This is a genomic window from Micromonospora sp. NPDC092111 (assembly GCF_044755745.1).
Taxonomy (GTDB): domain Bacteria; phylum Actinomycetota; class Actinomycetes; order Mycobacteriales; family Micromonosporaceae; genus Micromonospora.
Genome location: NZ_JBIVRQ010000013.1, coordinates 77401 through 93284 on the forward strand (window position 1 = coordinate 77401; position 15884 = coordinate 93284).

General features: G+C 74.1%; 15 protein-coding genes. 5 read left to right on the plus strand and 10 right to left on the minus strand.

The annotated features are described in order from the left end of the window. Nucleotides 1-17 precede the first annotated feature (17 nt). On the minus strand, nt 18-1496 hold the full coding sequence (locus ACIQG9_RS23015; RefSeq protein WP_400405834.1) for a glutamate--cysteine ligase: 1479 nt from the start codon (nt 1494-1496) through the stop codon (nt 18-20). Between the two features lie 162 nt (nt 1497-1658). On the opposite strand from ACIQG9_RS23015, the gene ACIQG9_RS23020 reads away from it, so the two are divergent. Beyond that, nucleotides 1659-1997: a DUF3817 domain-containing protein gene (locus tag ACIQG9_RS23020; protein ID WP_400405837.1), complete on the plus strand. Its 339-nt coding sequence runs from the start codon at nt 1659-1661 to the stop codon at nt 1995-1997. A 57-nt stretch (nt 1998-2054) separates the two neighbouring features. On the opposite strand, the gene ACIQG9_RS23025 is transcribed toward ACIQG9_RS23020, so the two are convergent. Beyond that, nucleotides 2055-2600 (minus strand): hypothetical protein, encoded by a 546-nt coding sequence (locus ACIQG9_RS23025; RefSeq protein ID WP_400406049.1) that lies wholly within the window; start codon nt 2598-2600, stop codon nt 2055-2057. 139 nt (nt 2601-2739) lie between these two features. On the opposite strand from ACIQG9_RS23025, the gene ACIQG9_RS23030 reads away from it, so the two are divergent. The 4 genes from ACIQG9_RS23030 (at nt 2740) to ACIQG9_RS23045 (ending at nt 9010) form a co-directional block, all read left to right on the plus strand. Then, entirely contained in the window at nt 2740-3858 is a 1119-nt protein-coding gene (locus ACIQG9_RS23030; RefSeq protein ID WP_400405840.1) for a Vms1/Ankzf1 family peptidyl-tRNA hydrolase, read from the plus strand. Beyond that, the gene (locus ACIQG9_RS23035) at nt 3851-5620 is read left to right on the plus strand and encodes a thiamine pyrophosphate-binding protein (protein WP_400405843.1); all 1770 of its coding nucleotides are present in this window, start codon (nt 3851-3853) and stop codon (nt 5618-5620) included. The genes ACIQG9_RS23030 and ACIQG9_RS23035 overlap by 8 nt, the downstream gene beginning before the upstream one ends. Nucleotides 5621-6144: 524 nt before the next feature. After that, the gene (locus ACIQG9_RS23040) at nt 6145-7557 is read left to right on the plus strand and encodes a hypothetical protein (protein ID WP_400405846.1); all 1413 of its coding nucleotides are present in this window, start codon (nt 6145-6147) and stop codon (nt 7555-7557) included. A gap of 313 nt (nt 7558-7870) precedes the next feature. Beyond that, nucleotides 7871-9010 carry a SigB/SigF/SigG family RNA polymerase sigma factor gene (locus ACIQG9_RS23045; protein ID WP_400405849.1) on the plus strand — a complete coding sequence of 380 codons (1140 nt, stop codon included), beginning with the start codon at nt 7871-7873 and terminating at the stop codon, nt 9008-9010. Nucleotides 9011-9090: 80 nt separating this feature from the next. On the opposite strand, the gene ctaD is transcribed toward ACIQG9_RS23045, so the two are convergent. The 8 genes from ctaD to ACIQG9_RS23085 all read right to left on the minus strand — a co-directional run bounded on the left by ctaD (nt 9091) and on the right by ACIQG9_RS23085 (nt 15729). Continuing rightward, entirely contained in the window at nt 9091-11103 is a 2013-nt protein-coding gene (gene ctaD, locus ACIQG9_RS23050; RefSeq protein ID WP_400405852.1) for a cytochrome c oxidase subunit I, read from the minus strand. An 89-nt stretch (nt 11104-11192) separates the two neighbouring features. Continuing rightward, entirely contained in the window at nt 11193-11921 is a 729-nt protein-coding gene (locus ACIQG9_RS23055; protein ID WP_400405855.1) for an ATP-binding protein, read from the minus strand. 92 nt (nt 11922-12013) lie between these two features. Then, nucleotides 12014-12478 carry a DUF4383 domain-containing protein gene (locus ACIQG9_RS23060; protein ID WP_400405858.1) on the minus strand — a complete coding sequence of 155 codons (465 nt, stop codon included), beginning with the start codon at nt 12476-12478 and terminating at the stop codon, nt 12014-12016. A gap of 85 nt (nt 12479-12563) precedes the next feature. Then, entirely contained in the window at nt 12564-13721 is a 1158-nt protein-coding gene (locus ACIQG9_RS23065; protein ID WP_400405861.1) for a glycosyltransferase, read from the minus strand. 34 nt (nt 13722-13755) lie between these two features. Next, nucleotides 13756-14736, minus strand: coding sequence for a glucosyl-3-phosphoglycerate synthase (locus ACIQG9_RS23070; RefSeq protein ID WP_400406051.1), 981 nt, complete (start codon nt 14734-14736; stop codon nt 13756-13758). A 267-nt stretch (nt 14737-15003) separates the two neighbouring features. Next, the gene (locus ACIQG9_RS23075) at nt 15004-15255 is read right to left on the minus strand and encodes a flavin reductase (protein WP_400405863.1); all 252 of its coding nucleotides are present in this window, start codon (nt 15253-15255) and stop codon (nt 15004-15006) included. Further along, a complete protein-coding gene (locus ACIQG9_RS23080; RefSeq protein ID WP_400405871.1) occupies nt 15252-15419 on the minus strand; it encodes a hypothetical protein in 168 nt (55 codons plus the stop codon). The genes ACIQG9_RS23075 and ACIQG9_RS23080 overlap by 4 nt, the downstream gene beginning before the upstream one ends. 124 nt (nt 15420-15543) lie before the next feature. Further along, nucleotides 15544-15729: a hypothetical protein gene (locus tag ACIQG9_RS23085; protein ID WP_400405874.1), complete on the minus strand. Its 186-nt coding sequence runs from the start codon at nt 15727-15729 to the stop codon at nt 15544-15546. Nucleotides 15730-15884: the final 155 nt, after the last annotated feature.

A 15884-nucleotide genomic window follows, 5' to 3' on the forward strand; every position in this document is an offset into this window, starting at 1 on the left:
CCGCCGAGGGTGGTGCGTCAGGGGATCGGCCACTCGTGGACCGGCCGGTTGCTGTGCATCAGGTCGACGTAGTGGCGCACCACCTCGCGCAGCGCCTCCGGCCGGTCGAGGTGGTCGGCGGATTCCAGCCGGTGCAGCGTCTCCACCTGCCAGCTCGCCCCGTTGCGCCCGGTCAGGCAGCGCTGCTCGATGATCCCGAGCAGCCGGTCCCGCTCGGCCGGGTCCAGCCCCCACCGGTCCAGCCCGTGGTGCGCCAGGGGCAGCAGCCGCCGCAGCACCAGTTCGGTCGCCGGCAGGTAGCCCAGCCCCGGCCAGAAGACCTGCGCGTCGATGCCGTGTCGGGCGCCGCTGGTGAAGTTCTCCTCCGCCGCGCTGAACGACATCTGTGACCACAGTGGCCGGTCCGACTCCGCCAGCGCCCGGACCAGTCCGAAGTAGAACGCCCCGTTGGCGACCGTGTCCAGCACGGTCGGTCCGGCGGGCAGCACCCGGTTCTCCACCCGCAGGTGCGGTCGGCCCTTCCACACGTCGTAGACCGGGCGGTTCCAGCGGTAGACGGTGCCGTTGTGCAGCCGCAGCTCGGCCAGCCTCGGTACGCCGCCGGCGGCCAGCGTCTCGGCCGGGTCCTCCGGGTCGCAGACCGGCAGCAGCGCCGGGAAGTAGCGGACGTTCTCCTCGAACAGGTCGAAGACGCTGGTGATCCAGCGCTCGCCGAACCACACGCGGGGGCGTACCCCCTGGGCCTTGATCTCCTCGGAGCGGGTGTCGGTGGCCTGCTGGAACAGCGGCACCCGGGTCTCCCGCCACAGCTCCCGGCCGAAGAGGAGCGGCGAGTTCGCGCCCAGCGCCACCTGGATGCCGGCGACGGCCTGGGCGGCGTTCCAGTAGTCGGCGAACTGCGCGGGGCTGACCTGGAGGTGGAACTGGGTGCTGGTGCAGGCCGCCTCCGGGGTGATGGTGTCGGCGGTGGTGGCCAGCCGCTCCACCCCGCTGATCGAGATCCGCAGGTCCTCGCCCCGGGCGGCGAAGATCTGCTCGTTGAGCAGCGCGTAGCGCGGGTTCGCGGACAGCGTTCCGGCGGTCAGGTGCTCCGGCCCCAGGGTGGGCAGGATGCCGATCATCACCATGTGGGCGCCGACCGTGCGGGCCTTGGCCTCGGCGGCGTTCAGGCTGGCCCGTACGTGCTGCTCGAACTCGGCGGTGCCGGTGCCGACGAGCCGTCGGGGCGGCACGTTGATCTCCACGTTGAACTGGCCCAGCTCGGTCTGGAAGCTGGGGTCGGCGACGGCGGAGAGCACGTCGGCGTTGCGCATCGCCGGCCGGGAGTCCTCGTCGACCAGGTTCAGCTCGATCTCCAGGCCGGTCATCGGGCGCTCGACGTCGAACCGGGACTCGCGCAGCATCTCGGCGAAGACGTCCAGGCAGCGGCGGACCTTCTCGCGGTAGCGGGCCCGATCCTCCCGACTGAAGGTGCGCACTCCGACGTCCTCGCCCATGGTCACCGCCCTGTCACCGTTGGTCCACCCAACCTCGCACGTCGCGGCGCGGCGGGGAAGACCCGAAGGACTCTCTACGTACCCACCGGCGGCCCGGGTGATCCCTGTCGCCTCCGGGGTCGTACCGGCTCGACGTCGACGGCGGCTGGCTACCATGGCCCGATGCGCGAGAAGACGACCCGGTTGTTCGTGGTGGCGGCGATCGCCGAGGCGTGTTCCTGGCTGGCCCTGCTGGTCGGGATGGCCGTCAAGTACGGTCCGCCGGCCAACGAGATCGGGGTGCAGGTCTTCGGGCCGATCCACGGCGCGCTGTTCGTGGCGTACGGGATCCTGGTGCTCGCGGTCGCCCGGCTGCACCGCTGGTCCCTCGGCGTCACCTTCGTCGCGCTGGTCTGCGCGGTGCCGCCGTTCGCCACCCTGATCTTCGAGCGCTGGGCCGCCCGCCGGGGGATGCTGCGCACCGCCGGCGAGCCGGACCGCCCGCTGACCCCGGTCGGCTGACCGCGCCCGAGCCCGACAATGGGGCCGGTGGGACCCGGCCGGGTGGGCGGTGGGCCGTCAGGTCAGCACGGCGGCGGCGGCGATCACCAGCACCAGCGCCGCCCCCAGCACGGCCTGGATCAGCAGCGGCGGGCCGAGGTGGCTCCACACCGTGGCGGTACGCGGGGTGAGTAGCTGCCCGGTGGTGAGGTTGACGATCCGTTCGATGCGCGGCGGCAGGTCCGGATCCTGCGGCCGGAGGGTGATCTGCACCCAGTCGGAGGGGTGCACGGCGCTCTGCGGCAGGTGCCCGTGCAGCTCCACCTCGTAGAGCCGACCGGTGTCGTCCCGGACCCGCATCGGGGTGACCAGGAATTCCGGCCCCTTCTTCAGGTCCTTCCACTTGCGGCGGGCACCGCCGGTGCCGGCGCTGGCGAGCACCCGGCGCGCCAGCATCACCAGCAGGCCCATCACGCTCGCCGCGGTGACCACCGCGACCAGCACCGGCTGGCCGATCCTGACCTCGCGGGAGTAGCCGTCCATGAACCGGACGACCCGTCCGGTGAGGATCCGCTGGCTCGGGCGTATCACCCGATTGCGGAGGTCGCTGTCCATGTTCACCACCGAGAGTCCGGTTCCGTTCACTGATGGTATCGGTCCGTTGGGTCGAACGACGTGAATGAACCCGGGTCACGGGTCCCGGGCGAGGTGACATCCCGGGCGGCGCGGGTAAGCGAGCGGCCGAGCCGGAAAGGGGTCGAGCATGAAGCTGTCCTTCCTGCGCCCGCTCTACGACCGTCCCGGGCCGTGGTGCTCGGTCTACCTGGACGCCTCCCGGGACACCCAGGACGCGCGTCCGGCACTGGATCTTCGCTGGCGTGCCCTGTCCGAGCAACTCGCCGCCGACGGCGCGGACGAGCCGACCATCGCGGCGCTGGACCAGGTGGTCCGGGGTCACGACCCGATGCCGGGCGACTACGGGCTGGCCGCGTTCGCCACCCGGGGCCGGGTGGTGCTCTCCGAGTACCTCGCCGCGCCGCCGCTGCGCGATCTGGCCGCCTGGACGCCGCTGCCGCACGTCATGCCGCTGTTGGCGCAGCGGGGCGAGCAGGTGGCCTGGGTCCGGGTGCTGGCCGACCGTACCGGCGCGGACGCCGTCGCGGTCAGCGCCGGCGGGGTGCCCCGGCGGGCCCACGTCGCCGGCAAGAACAGCTTCCCGCTGCGCCGGGTACAGCCCGGCGGCTGGTCGCAGTCCCGCTACCAGCGGGCCGCGATGGAGGCGTGGCACCAGAACGCCGGTGACGCCGCCGCGGCCACCGCCGATCTGGCCGAGCGGGTCGGCGCGGACGTGGTGGTGGTCGCCGGGGACATCCGGGCCACCGGGATGATCGCCGCCCAGTTGCCGGAACGCTGGCAGGACGTGGTGGTCCGCACCGACGCGGGATCCCGGGCCGGCGGCGCCGACCCGGCCGCGATGGACGACGTCACCGTGCAGACCATCGCCGAGGTCGCCGACCGGCACGTCACCGCCGCCCTGGACCGGTTCGGCACCCAGGAGGACGTCGGCGCGGGGCTGGACGCCGTGGTGGCCGCCCTGCAACGCAACCAGGTGGACACCATGCTGATCGTCGACGACCCGTCGGCGAACGGGGAGCTGTGGATCGGTCCGCAGCCTACCGACATCGCCACCGACCCGGGACGACTCGCCGCCGTCCGGGACCCGCAGCGGGTCCGCGCCGACACCGCGCTGGTCCGGGCGCTGGTCGGCACGGACGCGGCGCTGACCGTCCTCGGGCCGGACGAGGCCCCCGAGTTGGCCGACGGCGTCGGCGCGGTGCTGCGCTACGTCGACGCGGCCACCCCGGGACGTGGCAATGGCTGACCGGACCGTCGCGCAGGTCGTGGTGGAGCGGCTGCGTGCCTGGCGGGTGCCCCGCGCCTTCGGCTACCCGGGTGACGCGATCGCCCCGGTGGTCGAGGCGCTGGACGCCGCCGGCGGGGACCCCGAGTTCGTCCCCGCCCGGCACGGGGAGACCGCCGCCTTCATGGCGACCGGGCACGCCAAGTTCACCGGCGAGATCGGGGTCTGCCTCGCCACCCAGGGCCCCAGCGCGGTCCACCTGCTCAACGGCCTGTACGACGCCAAGCTGGACAGCAAGCCGGTGGTGGCCGTCGTCGGGGAGGACATCACCGGGCCGTTGGGCGGCGCACACGAGGAGATCGGGCTGAGCCGGCTCTTCGGCGACGTGTGCAACCAGTTCGTCCGCTACGGCCGCTCCCCGGACCAGGTGCCGGCCCTGCTCGACCAGGCGTTCCGGACCGCCGCGGCGACCCGCAGCCCGACCTGCGTGGTGTTGCCCCGGGCGTTGCAGCTCGCCGCCGTGCCGGACCTGCAACCACACGCGGCCGGGATACTGACCGCGACGCCGGGCGAACCGCTGGCCCGGGTGCTGCCGCACGTGGCGGATCTGGCCGCCGCCGCGTCCCTGCTCACCGTCGGACGCCGGGTGGCGATCCTGGTCGGGCAGGGTGCCCGGGGCGCCGAGGAGGAGATCCTGGCGCTCGCCGACCGGCTCGGCGCCGGGGTGGCCACCTCGCTGCTGGGCAAGCCGGTGCTCGACGAACGGCTGTCCTTCCACACCGGCGTGCTCGGCGAGGTCGGCACCGCCGCCGCCGCCCAGCTCATGGGCGGTGCGGACACCCTGCTGATGGTGGGCACCAACGATCCGTGGACGGACTACTTCCCGATGCCGGGGCAGACCCGCACCGTGCAGATCGACATCGACGGGCGGCGGATCGGCACCCGCTACCCGGTGGACGTGCCGCTGGTCGGTGACGCGGGCGAGACGCTGCGCGCGCTGCTCGCCCGGGTCCCGGAGCAGCCGAACCGGGACTGGCGGGCCACCGTCGAGGGGGCGGTCGACCGGTGGCGGGAGGCCGCCGCCGCCCGCGCCGCCGAGCCCGCCGACCCGGTCAATCCACAGTCGGTCCTGCACGAACTCTCCGCCCGGCTGCCCCGTACCGGCGCGGTCGCGGTGGACCTCGGCTCGGTGATCTACTGGTACGCCCGCCACCTGCAACTCCCGCCCGGGGTCAACGCGCAGCTCTGCGGCACGCTGGGGTCGATGGGCTGCGCCCTGCCGTACGCGGTCGCGGCGAAGCTGGCCCGCCCGGCCGAGCCGGTGGTGGCGCTGCTCGGTGACGGCGCGATGCAGCTCAACGGGCTCGCCGAGCTGATCACCGTGGCGCACCGCTGGCAGGGGTGGACCGACCCCCGGCTGGTGGTGCTGGTGCTCAACAACCGGGACCACTCCGGCACCGGCGCCAGCGGTCGGTACGCCCCCGCCGGACGCGTCGGCCGGCGGCCCGACGTGCCGTACGCCGGTTGGGCCCGGCTGCTCGGCCTGCACGGCATTCGGGTCGACCGGCCCGAACTGGTCGGCGCGGCATGGGACGAGGCGTTCGCCGCCGACCGCCCGTGCGTGCTGGAGGCGGTGGTGGACCCGGCGGTGTCGTTGGGGGTGCCGGAGCCGGCCCTGGCCGACCTGCGCGGTGTCTTCGCCGACGGGGCGGCGGCCCGGCGGATCAGGGAGCGGATGATGCTTGCCGAACGGTCGGACGCGGAGACCGAGGACGTCGGCTAGCGGGGTGACCGTCGGCCTCCGGCCGGGTTCGCCGGGCCGGTGGGGGTGCCGGCGCGATCAGAACGACCGTGCGATCAGAATAACCCTGCGATCAGGGCGGCCGTGCGATCGGGGCCGCCGTGCGATCAGGGCGGCCGTGCGATCAGGGCGACCGTGCGATCAGGGCCGCCGTGCGATCAGGGTTCCGGTGGCGGTCCTCACCGTGAGTCACCCCCGCGCGGGGGCAATCACCCCCGACGTGGTTATGCCCCTCTGGCATAAATATGCCAGAGGGGCATACGGGTGTCCGCACATACTGTCGGTGGCCTCCTGTCGACGGCCGGAAACGTCTACGCGCCGAGTCCGCACCTCGGGCGCGTCGGGACCCCGGGGGTGGCGCTGGGCGGTGACCGCCCGAGGTGCCCCGGCGTGGCGTACCGCGAGCAGGCCGAGGATTGCGCCCGCCGGGGGCCGATGCCCCGTTTAGACCCCAGAGGGACGGGAAGCCGGGCCGCGTGGTGAGCGAACGAGGCAAGGTGGAGCCGGTGCCCGAGGTACGTGCGGGGCTGACGGCGGACGGGGCCGGGCTGGCCGGCGACCGGGTCGTCGCGGCGGGCAGCACCGGACGGGTGCTGGTGGCCGCGACGGCCCGGGCGCTGCGCGGTGTGGACTGCGCCGACCTGGGCCACCCGACGCCGCTGTCCCGGTTCACCGTCGCGCCGGAGCCGGTCCGCCGCGCCGCCGTGGCCCGCGCGGTCGGCCGGGTCGCGCTCACCGCCGAGCAGGCCGTCGAGGTGGACGGCGAGCGGGTGGCCCGGTGGATCGTCGACCAGTACCCCCGGCGGCGGTACCCGGCGGTGGTGCTGGGCTCGCCGCATGCCGCGTCGGCGCACCTGGCGGTGGCGCTCGGCGTACCGTGGCTGCCCGCCGGCTTCGAGATGACCGCGCACTGGAGGCAGGGCGCGGTGGACCGGCCCCGGGCCGCGCTGGACCACGGTGCCGCGGTCGCCGCCCGGATCCTGGCCGGCAACCCCGACCTGCACGTCCGTCAGGTGCACTGCCCGGCCAGCCGGGGCGCGCTGGCCGGCGGCACGGTCACCCTGCTGGCGCGTTGGCGGGCGCTGCCGGTGGCGTACGCCCACTTCCTGGCGGACCTGCTGGCGTCCGGGGCGCCGCTGCTGCTGATCGGCGACGCCCGGAGCTGGCCGGTGCTGGATTCCGGGCAGGGGCACAGCTTCCAGCTCGGCTCCCCGGCCAGCGGGCTGGAACCGGTGGACTTCCACCCGGATTCGCCCGTCCTGCGCCAGGTGCTCCGTGCGGCCGGCGGGGACGGGGCCGGGTGGGAGCCGCCGGAGGTCTCGGCCGCCCGGGAGCACGCCGAGCACGGGGTGGAGCCGGGCTTCGAGGCCGGGGTGCGCTGCTGGGCCCGGGGTCGGGGCCACGACCTGCACCGGGTGCACGTGCCCCGGCCGGGGGCGCTCAGCGCGGCGACGGCGGACCTGTACCGCCGGTGGCTGCGCCGGGCCGGCAAGACCGGCAACCGGCTGGTGGTCGAGTGCGGCCGGTTGCTCGACCCGTGGCAGGTGGTGCGGGCGGGGCTGGTGCCGTACTGGTGCGAGAACGCGACCCGGCGCAGCGTCGAGGAGGTGGAGTGGTGGCTCGCCGGCAGCGAGCCGTTCAGCTCGGTCGACGTCCTGCCGGAGTCGCCGGGGCTGCGGTCGCCGGCCCTGGCCGGGCTGCCGCAGTGGTTGGCCGTGGCGGCGTTCGGCCGCCGCCGGCGGGCCCTGGACCGGTCCGCCGCCCGGGGTTACCCGGTCGCCTCGGTGCCGACCCGGCGGGCCACCGAGGTGCTCCGGGGCCAACCGTACGACCTGCCGACGCCCCCGCCGTTGGGGGTGGCCGAGGCGCTCGCCGGGCTTCGGGAGGCCGGCGCTCCGCTCGGGCTGGCCGTGTCCTGACCGGCCCCCGGATCCGGGCGGTGGACGGCGGCGGTCGCCCGGAAAGGGGACACCCGGGGCGTCCGCGCCGCCCCGGTGGACCCGGCGCACCGAAACATCCTCGCGAACCCGGGGTCGCGTGATTGAGTACCTGGGGAGCGGGAAGACCGCTCGCCGCGACGGTCCGATCACGCCGCGCGGCGGGTGTGTCGTCGTTCCCGCGCGTCCGGTGATCCCGGCGCGGCACGTGACCCAACTTCCGGCCCGGTGCGTGGTCGAACCACGCGCATCACCGGCTCGATCCGGGCGGGGGACCTTCCTGAGGGAGGCGCGGATGTTCGGACAGACCACCACGACCACACCACCACCGACCGAACGGGGTCTGGAGGACCTGGACGCTGCCGCGCTGGCGTACGCCGCGCGGATCGAGGGCCTGCCACCGGAGCGCCGGCAGGAGGCGCGGGACGATCTCGTCCGGTTCGCCCTGCCGTTCGCCGGCCGGCTGGCCCGCCGCTACCGGGGGCGGGGCGAGCCGCTGGAGGACCTGGAACAGGTGGCCCGGCTGGGCCTGGTCAACGCCGTCGACCGGTACGACCCCGAGCGGGGCTCGTTCACCGCGTACGCGGCGATCACCATCGTCGGGGAGATCAAGCGGCACTTCCGGGACCGCACCTGGGGGGTGCACGTGCCCCGCCGGCTGCGTGACCTGATCCTGGAGGTCGGGCAGGCCACCGCGGCGCTGACCAGCGAGCTGTCCCGGGCGCCGAGCGTGGCCGAGCTGGCCGTCCGGTTGGAGACGCCCGAGGAGGAGATCCTGGCCGCGCTGGAGTCGGCGGCCGGCTACAGTCCCGCCTCGCTCAACGCGCCGGTCGGCGGGGAGAGTTCGGCCGAGTTCGGTGACCTGGTCGGCGAGTCGGACAACGCCCTGGAGTCGGTCGACGACCGGGTGACGGTCAGCGGGCTACTGCACCGGCTGCCGTGGCGGGAGCGGCGGATCCTGGCCATGCGCTTCTACGGCAACCAGACCCAGGCGGAGATCGCCGCCCGGTTCGGCATCTCCCAGATGCACGTGTCCCGGCTGCTCTCCCGGGCGCTGACCTGGCTGCGCCAGGCGATGCTCGCCGACGCCCCGCCGCCGTGGCAGAACGGAGCGGCCGAGGCGGAGACCGGCCGGAACCGGATCGCGCTCAAACGGACCGCCGAGCGGACCGTGGTCGAGGTGGCGGGCGAGATCGATCGGGACGGCGCCGCCCACCTTCGCCGGGTGATGCTGGAGGCGGTGGCCGGGCAGCCCCGCGAACTGGTGGTCGACCTGGACGGCGCGGGCGGCGTCGACGCGGGCGGGATCGCCGCGCTGATGGCCGGCCGGGACGCCGCCGCCCGCACCGGGGTGCCGTTGCGGCTGACCCGGGTCCAGCCGGCGGTACGCCGTTCGCTGGTCGCCGCGGGTCTGCCCGCCACCGTGGACGCCTGAGGGCACCCGCCCGTTCCCGTTCCGCCGTGAACGGCAGGGCCGGCACCGCGACGGTGCCGGCCCTGCGGGCGTACGCCCGGTCAGCGGTCCTGGGTGTCGTCCTTGCCGTGCGGGTGACGCCACCGCTCGTCGGGCCGGGCGGCCCGTTCCTCGTCCGGCGATCGGGGTGGGCGGGGGTCCGGGGCGTCGGTCTGCTCGAAGTTGGGCCGGCGGATCTCCTCCGGCTCCGGCACGTTCACCGGGCGGGCGCCGGCCTGGGAGGCGGGGTGGTAGTCCACCGCGTCCTGCGCGCCGTGCGCGCCCTCGGCCGCCGGTGACTCGGGGTAGTGCCGTTCGTGCCGCAGCTCCTCGTGGAACTCCTGGGGTGGGCGGGTGGTGCGTTGCGGCAGGTCCCGGCCGAGGTCGGCGACGAGTGGGCCGTACTTGGCGTCGAAGGCGGGACGCTCCGAGCGGATCCGGGGCATCCGGTCGAAGTTGCGCAGCGGCGGGGGGCAGGTGGTGGCCCACTCCAGCGAGTTGCCGAAGCCCCACGGGTCGTCCACCGTCACCATCGCCCCGTACCGCCAGGACTTCCAGACGTTGTAGATGAAGAACAGGGTGGACGCGCCGAGCACGAACGAGCCGATGCTGGAGATCGTGTTGAGCGTGGTGAAGCCGTCCTCCGGCTGGTAGTCGGCGTACCGGCGGGGCATCCCCTCGGCGCCCAGCCAGTGCTGGACCAGGAAGGTCGCGTGGAAGCCGACGAGCATGGTCCAGAAGTGCAGCTTCCCGAGCCGCTCGTCGAGCAGCCGGCCGGTCATCTTCGGGAACCAGAAGTAGACCCCGCCGAAGGCGGCGAACACGATGGTGCCGAAGAGCACGTAGTGGAAGTGCGCCACCACGAAGTACGAGTCGGTGACGTGGAAGTCCACCGGCGGGCTGGCCAGCAGCACCCCGGTCAGGCCGCCGAGCAGGAAGGTGGCCAGGAAGCCGATGGCGAAGAGCATCGGCGTCTCGAAGGTGATCTGCCCCTTCCACAGGGTGCCGATCCAGTTGAAGAACTTCACCCCGGTCGGCACGGCGATCAGGTAGCTGAGGAAGCTGAAGAACGGCAGCAGCACCTGGCCGGTGGCGAACATGTGGTGCGCCCAGACGGTCATCGACAGCACGGTGATCGCGATCGTGGCCAGCACCAGTCCGGTGTAGCCGAAGATCGGCTTGCGGCTGAAGACCGGGATGATCTCGGTGATGATGCCGAAGAACGGCAGCGCGACGATGTAGACCTCGGGGTGGCCGAAGAACCAGAACAGGTGCTGCCAGAGCATCGGGCCGCCGGTCGCCGCGTCGTACACGTGGGCGTCGAGCAGCCGGTCCGCCCCCAGCGCCAGCAGCGCGGCGGCGAGCAGCGGGAAGACCAGGATCACCAGTACGGCGGTGAGCAGCATGTTCCAGGTGAAGATCGGCATCCGGAACATGGTCATCCCGGGGGCGCGCAGGGTCAGGATCGTGGTGATCAGGTTGACCGCGCCGAGGATGGTGCCCAGGCCGGAGACGACCAGGCCGACCACCCACATGTTCGCGCCGATGCCGGGGGAGTTCGTCGCGTCGCTGAGCGGGTTGTACGCCGTCCAGCCGAAGTCGGCCGCCCCGCCCGGGGTGAGGTAGCCGGCGACCACCATGGTGCCGCCGAACAGGTACAGCCAGTACGCGAAGGCGTTGAGCCGGGGGAACGCCACGTCCGGGGCGCCGATCTGCAACGGGACGATGTAGTTGCCGAACGCGAACACCAGCGGGGTGGCGAAGAGCAGCAGCATGATCGTGCCGTGCATGGTGAACGCCTGGTTGTACTGCTCCGGGGAGAGGAACTGCATCCCGGGCCGGGCCAGTTCGGCCCGGACGAGCAGCGCCAGCACGCCGCCGACCAGGAAGAACACGAACGACGTGACCAGGTAGAGCAGGCCGATCTGCTTGGCGTCGGTGGTGCCGAGCAGCCGGGTCAGTTTGTTGCCCGGCAGTGCCGGACGGACCGGGCCGGGGAAGCCGCCGAACCGGGCCGGGGCCAGGATCGCCGGGCCCCGGTCTCGTGCGGGCTCCGTGGTTACCCGTCTGGGCATGGCTCTCTCACCCCGTCGTGACGACAGAAAGGACGGGCGCGACTACCCGTCCCACTACCCATGTAACCAGGCGAGAGAGCTAATTTCGGTCAATTCGCCGGCAGGAGGGCCCAGACCACCTTGCCGTCCGCCAGCGGGGAGCTGCCCCAGCGCTGCGCCATCTCCCGGATCAACAGCAGCCCCCGGCCGCCCTCGGCGTCGCTGCTCGGCGTCACCGGCCGGGCCGCCGTCCGGCTGCCGTCGGCGACCGCCACCCGCAGGTACGGCTGGCGCAGGGTCAGGGTGACCCGCATCGGGGTGTGCGCGTGCCGCACCACGTTGCCGACCAGCTCGCTGAGCACCAGCGACGCCGGCTCGACCAGCTCCGGCACGTTCCACCGGGAGCAGGCGTCGCCGACCAGCTCACGGGCCCGCCGGCAGGCGCTCGCCACCGGCTCCAGCCGGGCCCGTAGCCGGGGCGCGACGGTCGCCCCGGCCAGCAGGGTCGCCTCGGCGCAGTCCCGCCGCACCGGAACCACCCGGCAGGTGGTGGACGCGGCCAGCCAGGCCGCGGCGTCCGGCGGGGGAGCACAGAGCACCACCGGCACGGCCGGCCAGTCGGCGGCCTGCCGGACGGTGGCGGCGAAGACCGACAACGCCAACCGGTCGGCCACGGTCACCCCGCCGAGGTCGACGACCAGCGCGTCCGGCTGGGTGGTCAGGCAGCGGTCCAGCACGGTGTGCACCGAGCGCATGGTGCCGAGGTCGAGCGCGCCGGAGAGGCGTACGACGGTCACGGGTGACTCGTCGCGAACCTCGCAGGTGATCCGGCTGGCCATCGGTCCCTCGATTCGGCTCGGGTGCTGGCAGACCCGCGAGGTACCCGGGGCCGGGCCGGGCGAAACCGGCCGGGCCGGTCCCCGGTGCCGGGTCAGCGACGTCCGGCGACCCGCCCGGTGAGCAGGCCCAGCGTCACCATGCCCAGGCCGAGCCCCAGGTGCAGCCAGCCGTCCGCCGGGTTGACCGGGATGACGTTCGCCCCGGTGCGGTGGTCGACGGCCAGCCCGTAGAGCCAGAGCACGAGGTAGCCGGCCCCACCGCCGACCAGGTAGGCGCGGGCCCCGGCGACCGTGCGGGCGAACGCCAGCCCGGCCACCCCGAACGCGAGGTGCAGCAGGTTGTGCAGCACCGAGACCTGGAACACCCCGAACAGCCGCGCCCCGGACTGGTGGCCGGCCAGCCGCAGGTCACCGTAGTCGCTGGTGATCCCCGGCAGGAAGCCGAGCACCCCGACGAGGAGGAACAGCACGCCCACCGAGGCGGCGGCCCGGCGGACCGGGGCGCGGCCCTCGGCGGGGTTGCGCCGGGCCCGGGAGTGGGCCATCGGACCGGCCATCGCGGCTCCCTCCGTCCGGGCCGCGGGGGTTCCCGTCGCCGGACCGGACAAACCCCGGCCCGGCCCCGCACGCCGGACCGGCCGGTCAGGCGGCCTGGAGCTGGGGCACCCGGGCGCCCCGGCGGACCTGCTCGTAGAGGGCGACGTAGCGCTGCGCCATCACCGCCGGGGTGAACCGGACGGCGGCCTCCCGCCGGCACTCGTCCGGGTCGAGCAGGCTGGCGGCCAGCAGCAACTCGCCCAGCTCCTCCTCGTCGTCGGTGAGCAGGCCGGTGCGGCCGTGCGCGATCAGCTCGGGCAGGCAGCCGCGCCGGGTCGCCACCACCGGCGTGCCCAGGGCCAGCGACTCCACCACGGCGGTCCCGCCGGGCTCCTCCCAGCGCAGCGGGAACAGTGCCGCCTTCGCCCCGGCCAGCAGGTCGTCGCGGTCCCGGCCGGCCACCGTGCCGACCCAGCGGACCAGGTCCCCGTCGACGTGCGGGGCGACCTGGTCGTGGAAGTACCGCACGTCGGGGTTCTGCCGGGCCTCGTCGCCGGCCGCGGCGAGGTCCGCCGGCCGGTGGTACGGCCCGACCGGGCCGGCGAGCACCAGCGGCACCCCGGTCCGCCGGGCCAGCCGGGCGCCGACGTCCTGCCCCTTGCCCGGGGTGATCCGACCCAACACGATCGTGTGGTCGCCCTTCTCCGCCCGGGGCGCCCGGTCCGCGTCCACCGCCAGCGGGGTGGACAGGTGCACGTGCCCGACGGAGTGCTCCCGCAGCGCCCGGGGCGCGCGGGCGAGTTGCGAGGCGGAGACGCCGTTGACCCGGATCCGCGCGCCGGCGTCGAGGTTGCCGTACAGCTCGGGATGCTTGGCCAGGTCCCAGTGCAGGGTGTGCAGCACCGGCGGGGCGTCCGGGCCCATCGCGGCGAGGGTGGCCAGCCCGACCGCCTCCACGTGGTCGTGCACCAGGTCGATGTCGTCGTGGGCGTGCAGCCGCCGGACCACCCCGCCGAGGTGGGCCTGGGACACCCCGCACACCTGGTTGTACGGCCGCTGCAACGCGGCGAACTGCCCGTCCTCGAAGACCGAGAACTTCTCGTCGACCGGCAGGGTGCTCGACCCGACGGTCCCCAGCACCACCTTCACGCCGAGCCGGCGCAGCTCCGGCACCAGGGTGGCGATGACGTTCTCGATGCCGCCGTAGCCGGGGGGCGGCACGGACAGCCACGGGCCGGCGTTCATCAGCACGGTGAGGCTCATCCGTTGGGTTTCCTCTCGTCGCGACGGGGGTCTCTCACGCGGCCACCCGTCGGCGCGGCAGCCGGTGCCGCAGCTCGGCCAGGGGTGGGCGTTCCTGCACCGAGACGTCGCTGACCACGATCTCCCGGTCCAGGTTGGGCAGCGCGTCCGAGCCGCCCCGGCGGAACTGGGTCAGCACCGTCGCCGGGCTGGTGGCCGGGGCCGCCCAGCCCCGGCGCTGCAACCGGGACCAGGCGGTGTGCATGATCTGCGCGGACATCCGGCCCAGCGCGGCGGTGTCCTGGTGGCGGTGCTTGCGCTCACCCAGGTCGACCTGGGCCAGCGCGTCCAGGCCGACCAGTTCCAGCAGGTCGATCAGCATGGCCGTCTCGACCCCGTACCCGGTGACGAACGGCACCTGCTCCAGCACCTGGCGGCGGCCGGCGTACTCGCCGGCCAGGGGTTGCACGAAGCCGGCCAGCTCCGGCCAGAACAGGTTCAGCAGCGGCCGGGCCATCAGCTCCGTCACCCGACCGCCGCCGTCGGCCTCGACGCTGGTGGTGCCGACCAGCGGCCGGTGGTAGAACCCCTTCACGAACTCGACCGACGGGTCGGTCAGCAACGGGCCGATCAGACCGGTCACGAAGTGTGGCCGGAACTCGCGCAGGTCGGCGTCGACGAAGGCGACGACATCGCCGTCGGCGGCGGCCAGGCCGGCCCAGAGCGCGTCGCCCTTGCCGGTCAGCCGGGGCAGTCCCCGGGTCATCTCGTCCTGGCCGACCACCTCGGCGCCGGCGGCCCGCGCCACCTGCGCGGTGCGGTCGGTCGACCGGGAGTCGACCACGATCAGCTCGTCCACCAGGGGAACCCGGTCCATCAGGTGTTCGCGGATCGTCGAGACGATCGCCCCGACGGTGGCCTCCTCGTTGCGGGCGGGCAGCACCACGCTGACCCGGTTGTCCCCCTTGGCCCGCACCAGCCGCCGGGTCGGCCAGTCCCGCGCCGACGTGGTGCGGTACGTGGCCCATGCTTCCACCACAGGTGAGACGGTTGTTCCTGTGTCCCGCACTGGCACACCCCCAGATCGTGGCGGAAAACGCGGATGTGGCTTCCCGCCCGCGCCTACGCGCTAACCGGATAATCCCTAACAGCTTGATCACGCGGGATCCACCCGCCGGTTCCCGGCAGATGAACGCTGTATTGCCGGCTGACCCGGCATCCGGGGCGGCGGCGGTGACCCGCCCCGGGTCGCCGCGCCGGGGGGACGGGTGGGCGACGCCGGGGCGGGCCGGGGGAGCGCGGCTCAGCCGGGCGGGTGCGGCCAGGTCAGGAAGCGGCTCGTCAGGTCGGTGGCCCGGCCGCTGTCGAGCGTGGTGAGGTGCTCCTCCGCCTGCTCCTTCAGCGTCGACAGCAGGTTCATCAGCCCCGGCCGGTCGTCGGCGTACACGTCGAGGAGGGCGAGTTTCGCCTCGCCGCACGGCCAGGGATGGGCGTCGACCCGGCAGAGCCAGGTGGGCCGCAGCGGCGTGTGCCGGCCCGGCAGCGGAGCCGTCACGACGGCACCGTCGTCCGGTCCGGCACACGCCGGGCCGGCGGACGGGTGGCCCGCCGGGTCGCCGCCGTCGCGGCCAGCCAGCGCAGGCCGTCGCGCCGGACGTACCACTCGCGGTGCCGGACCGCGTCCCGGACGGCATTCAGCTCGTACGCCGTGATCCACACCCACCCCGGTACGGGTGCCGGTCGGTGATCTCGCGGATAACCCGCACGGTCACCGGCCTGACGAACTGCGGCGACGCGGCGCGGGACAGGTACAGCACGTCGCCCGGTCTGAGCGGCCGACGGCTCACCGCAGCGGTCCCGGGTTGCGGCCGACGGCCCAGCGTGCCGCCGGAACGGCGTTCGTCACCCGGCCCGGCCCCCGGTACGGCGGGACGAGCGGCCCGATCGGACCGGGCACGATCGGCGGCGCGGGCGGTGGTGGAGGGGCCGGCGTGGGGGTGCTCGGCTTCGGCTTGTCGTCCTCAGACATGGGCGCTCCTGTCCATCGGGCTGGGAGGGTGGGCCACCCGCCCTTACCGGGGCGGCCCACAGGCGAGCGCCGGCCGCTTCTTTCGACCGCAGCGGCGTCGTCCTACCACCACCCTGCCGAGGGTTGCAGAACAATCACACAGCGTTGCAATACCT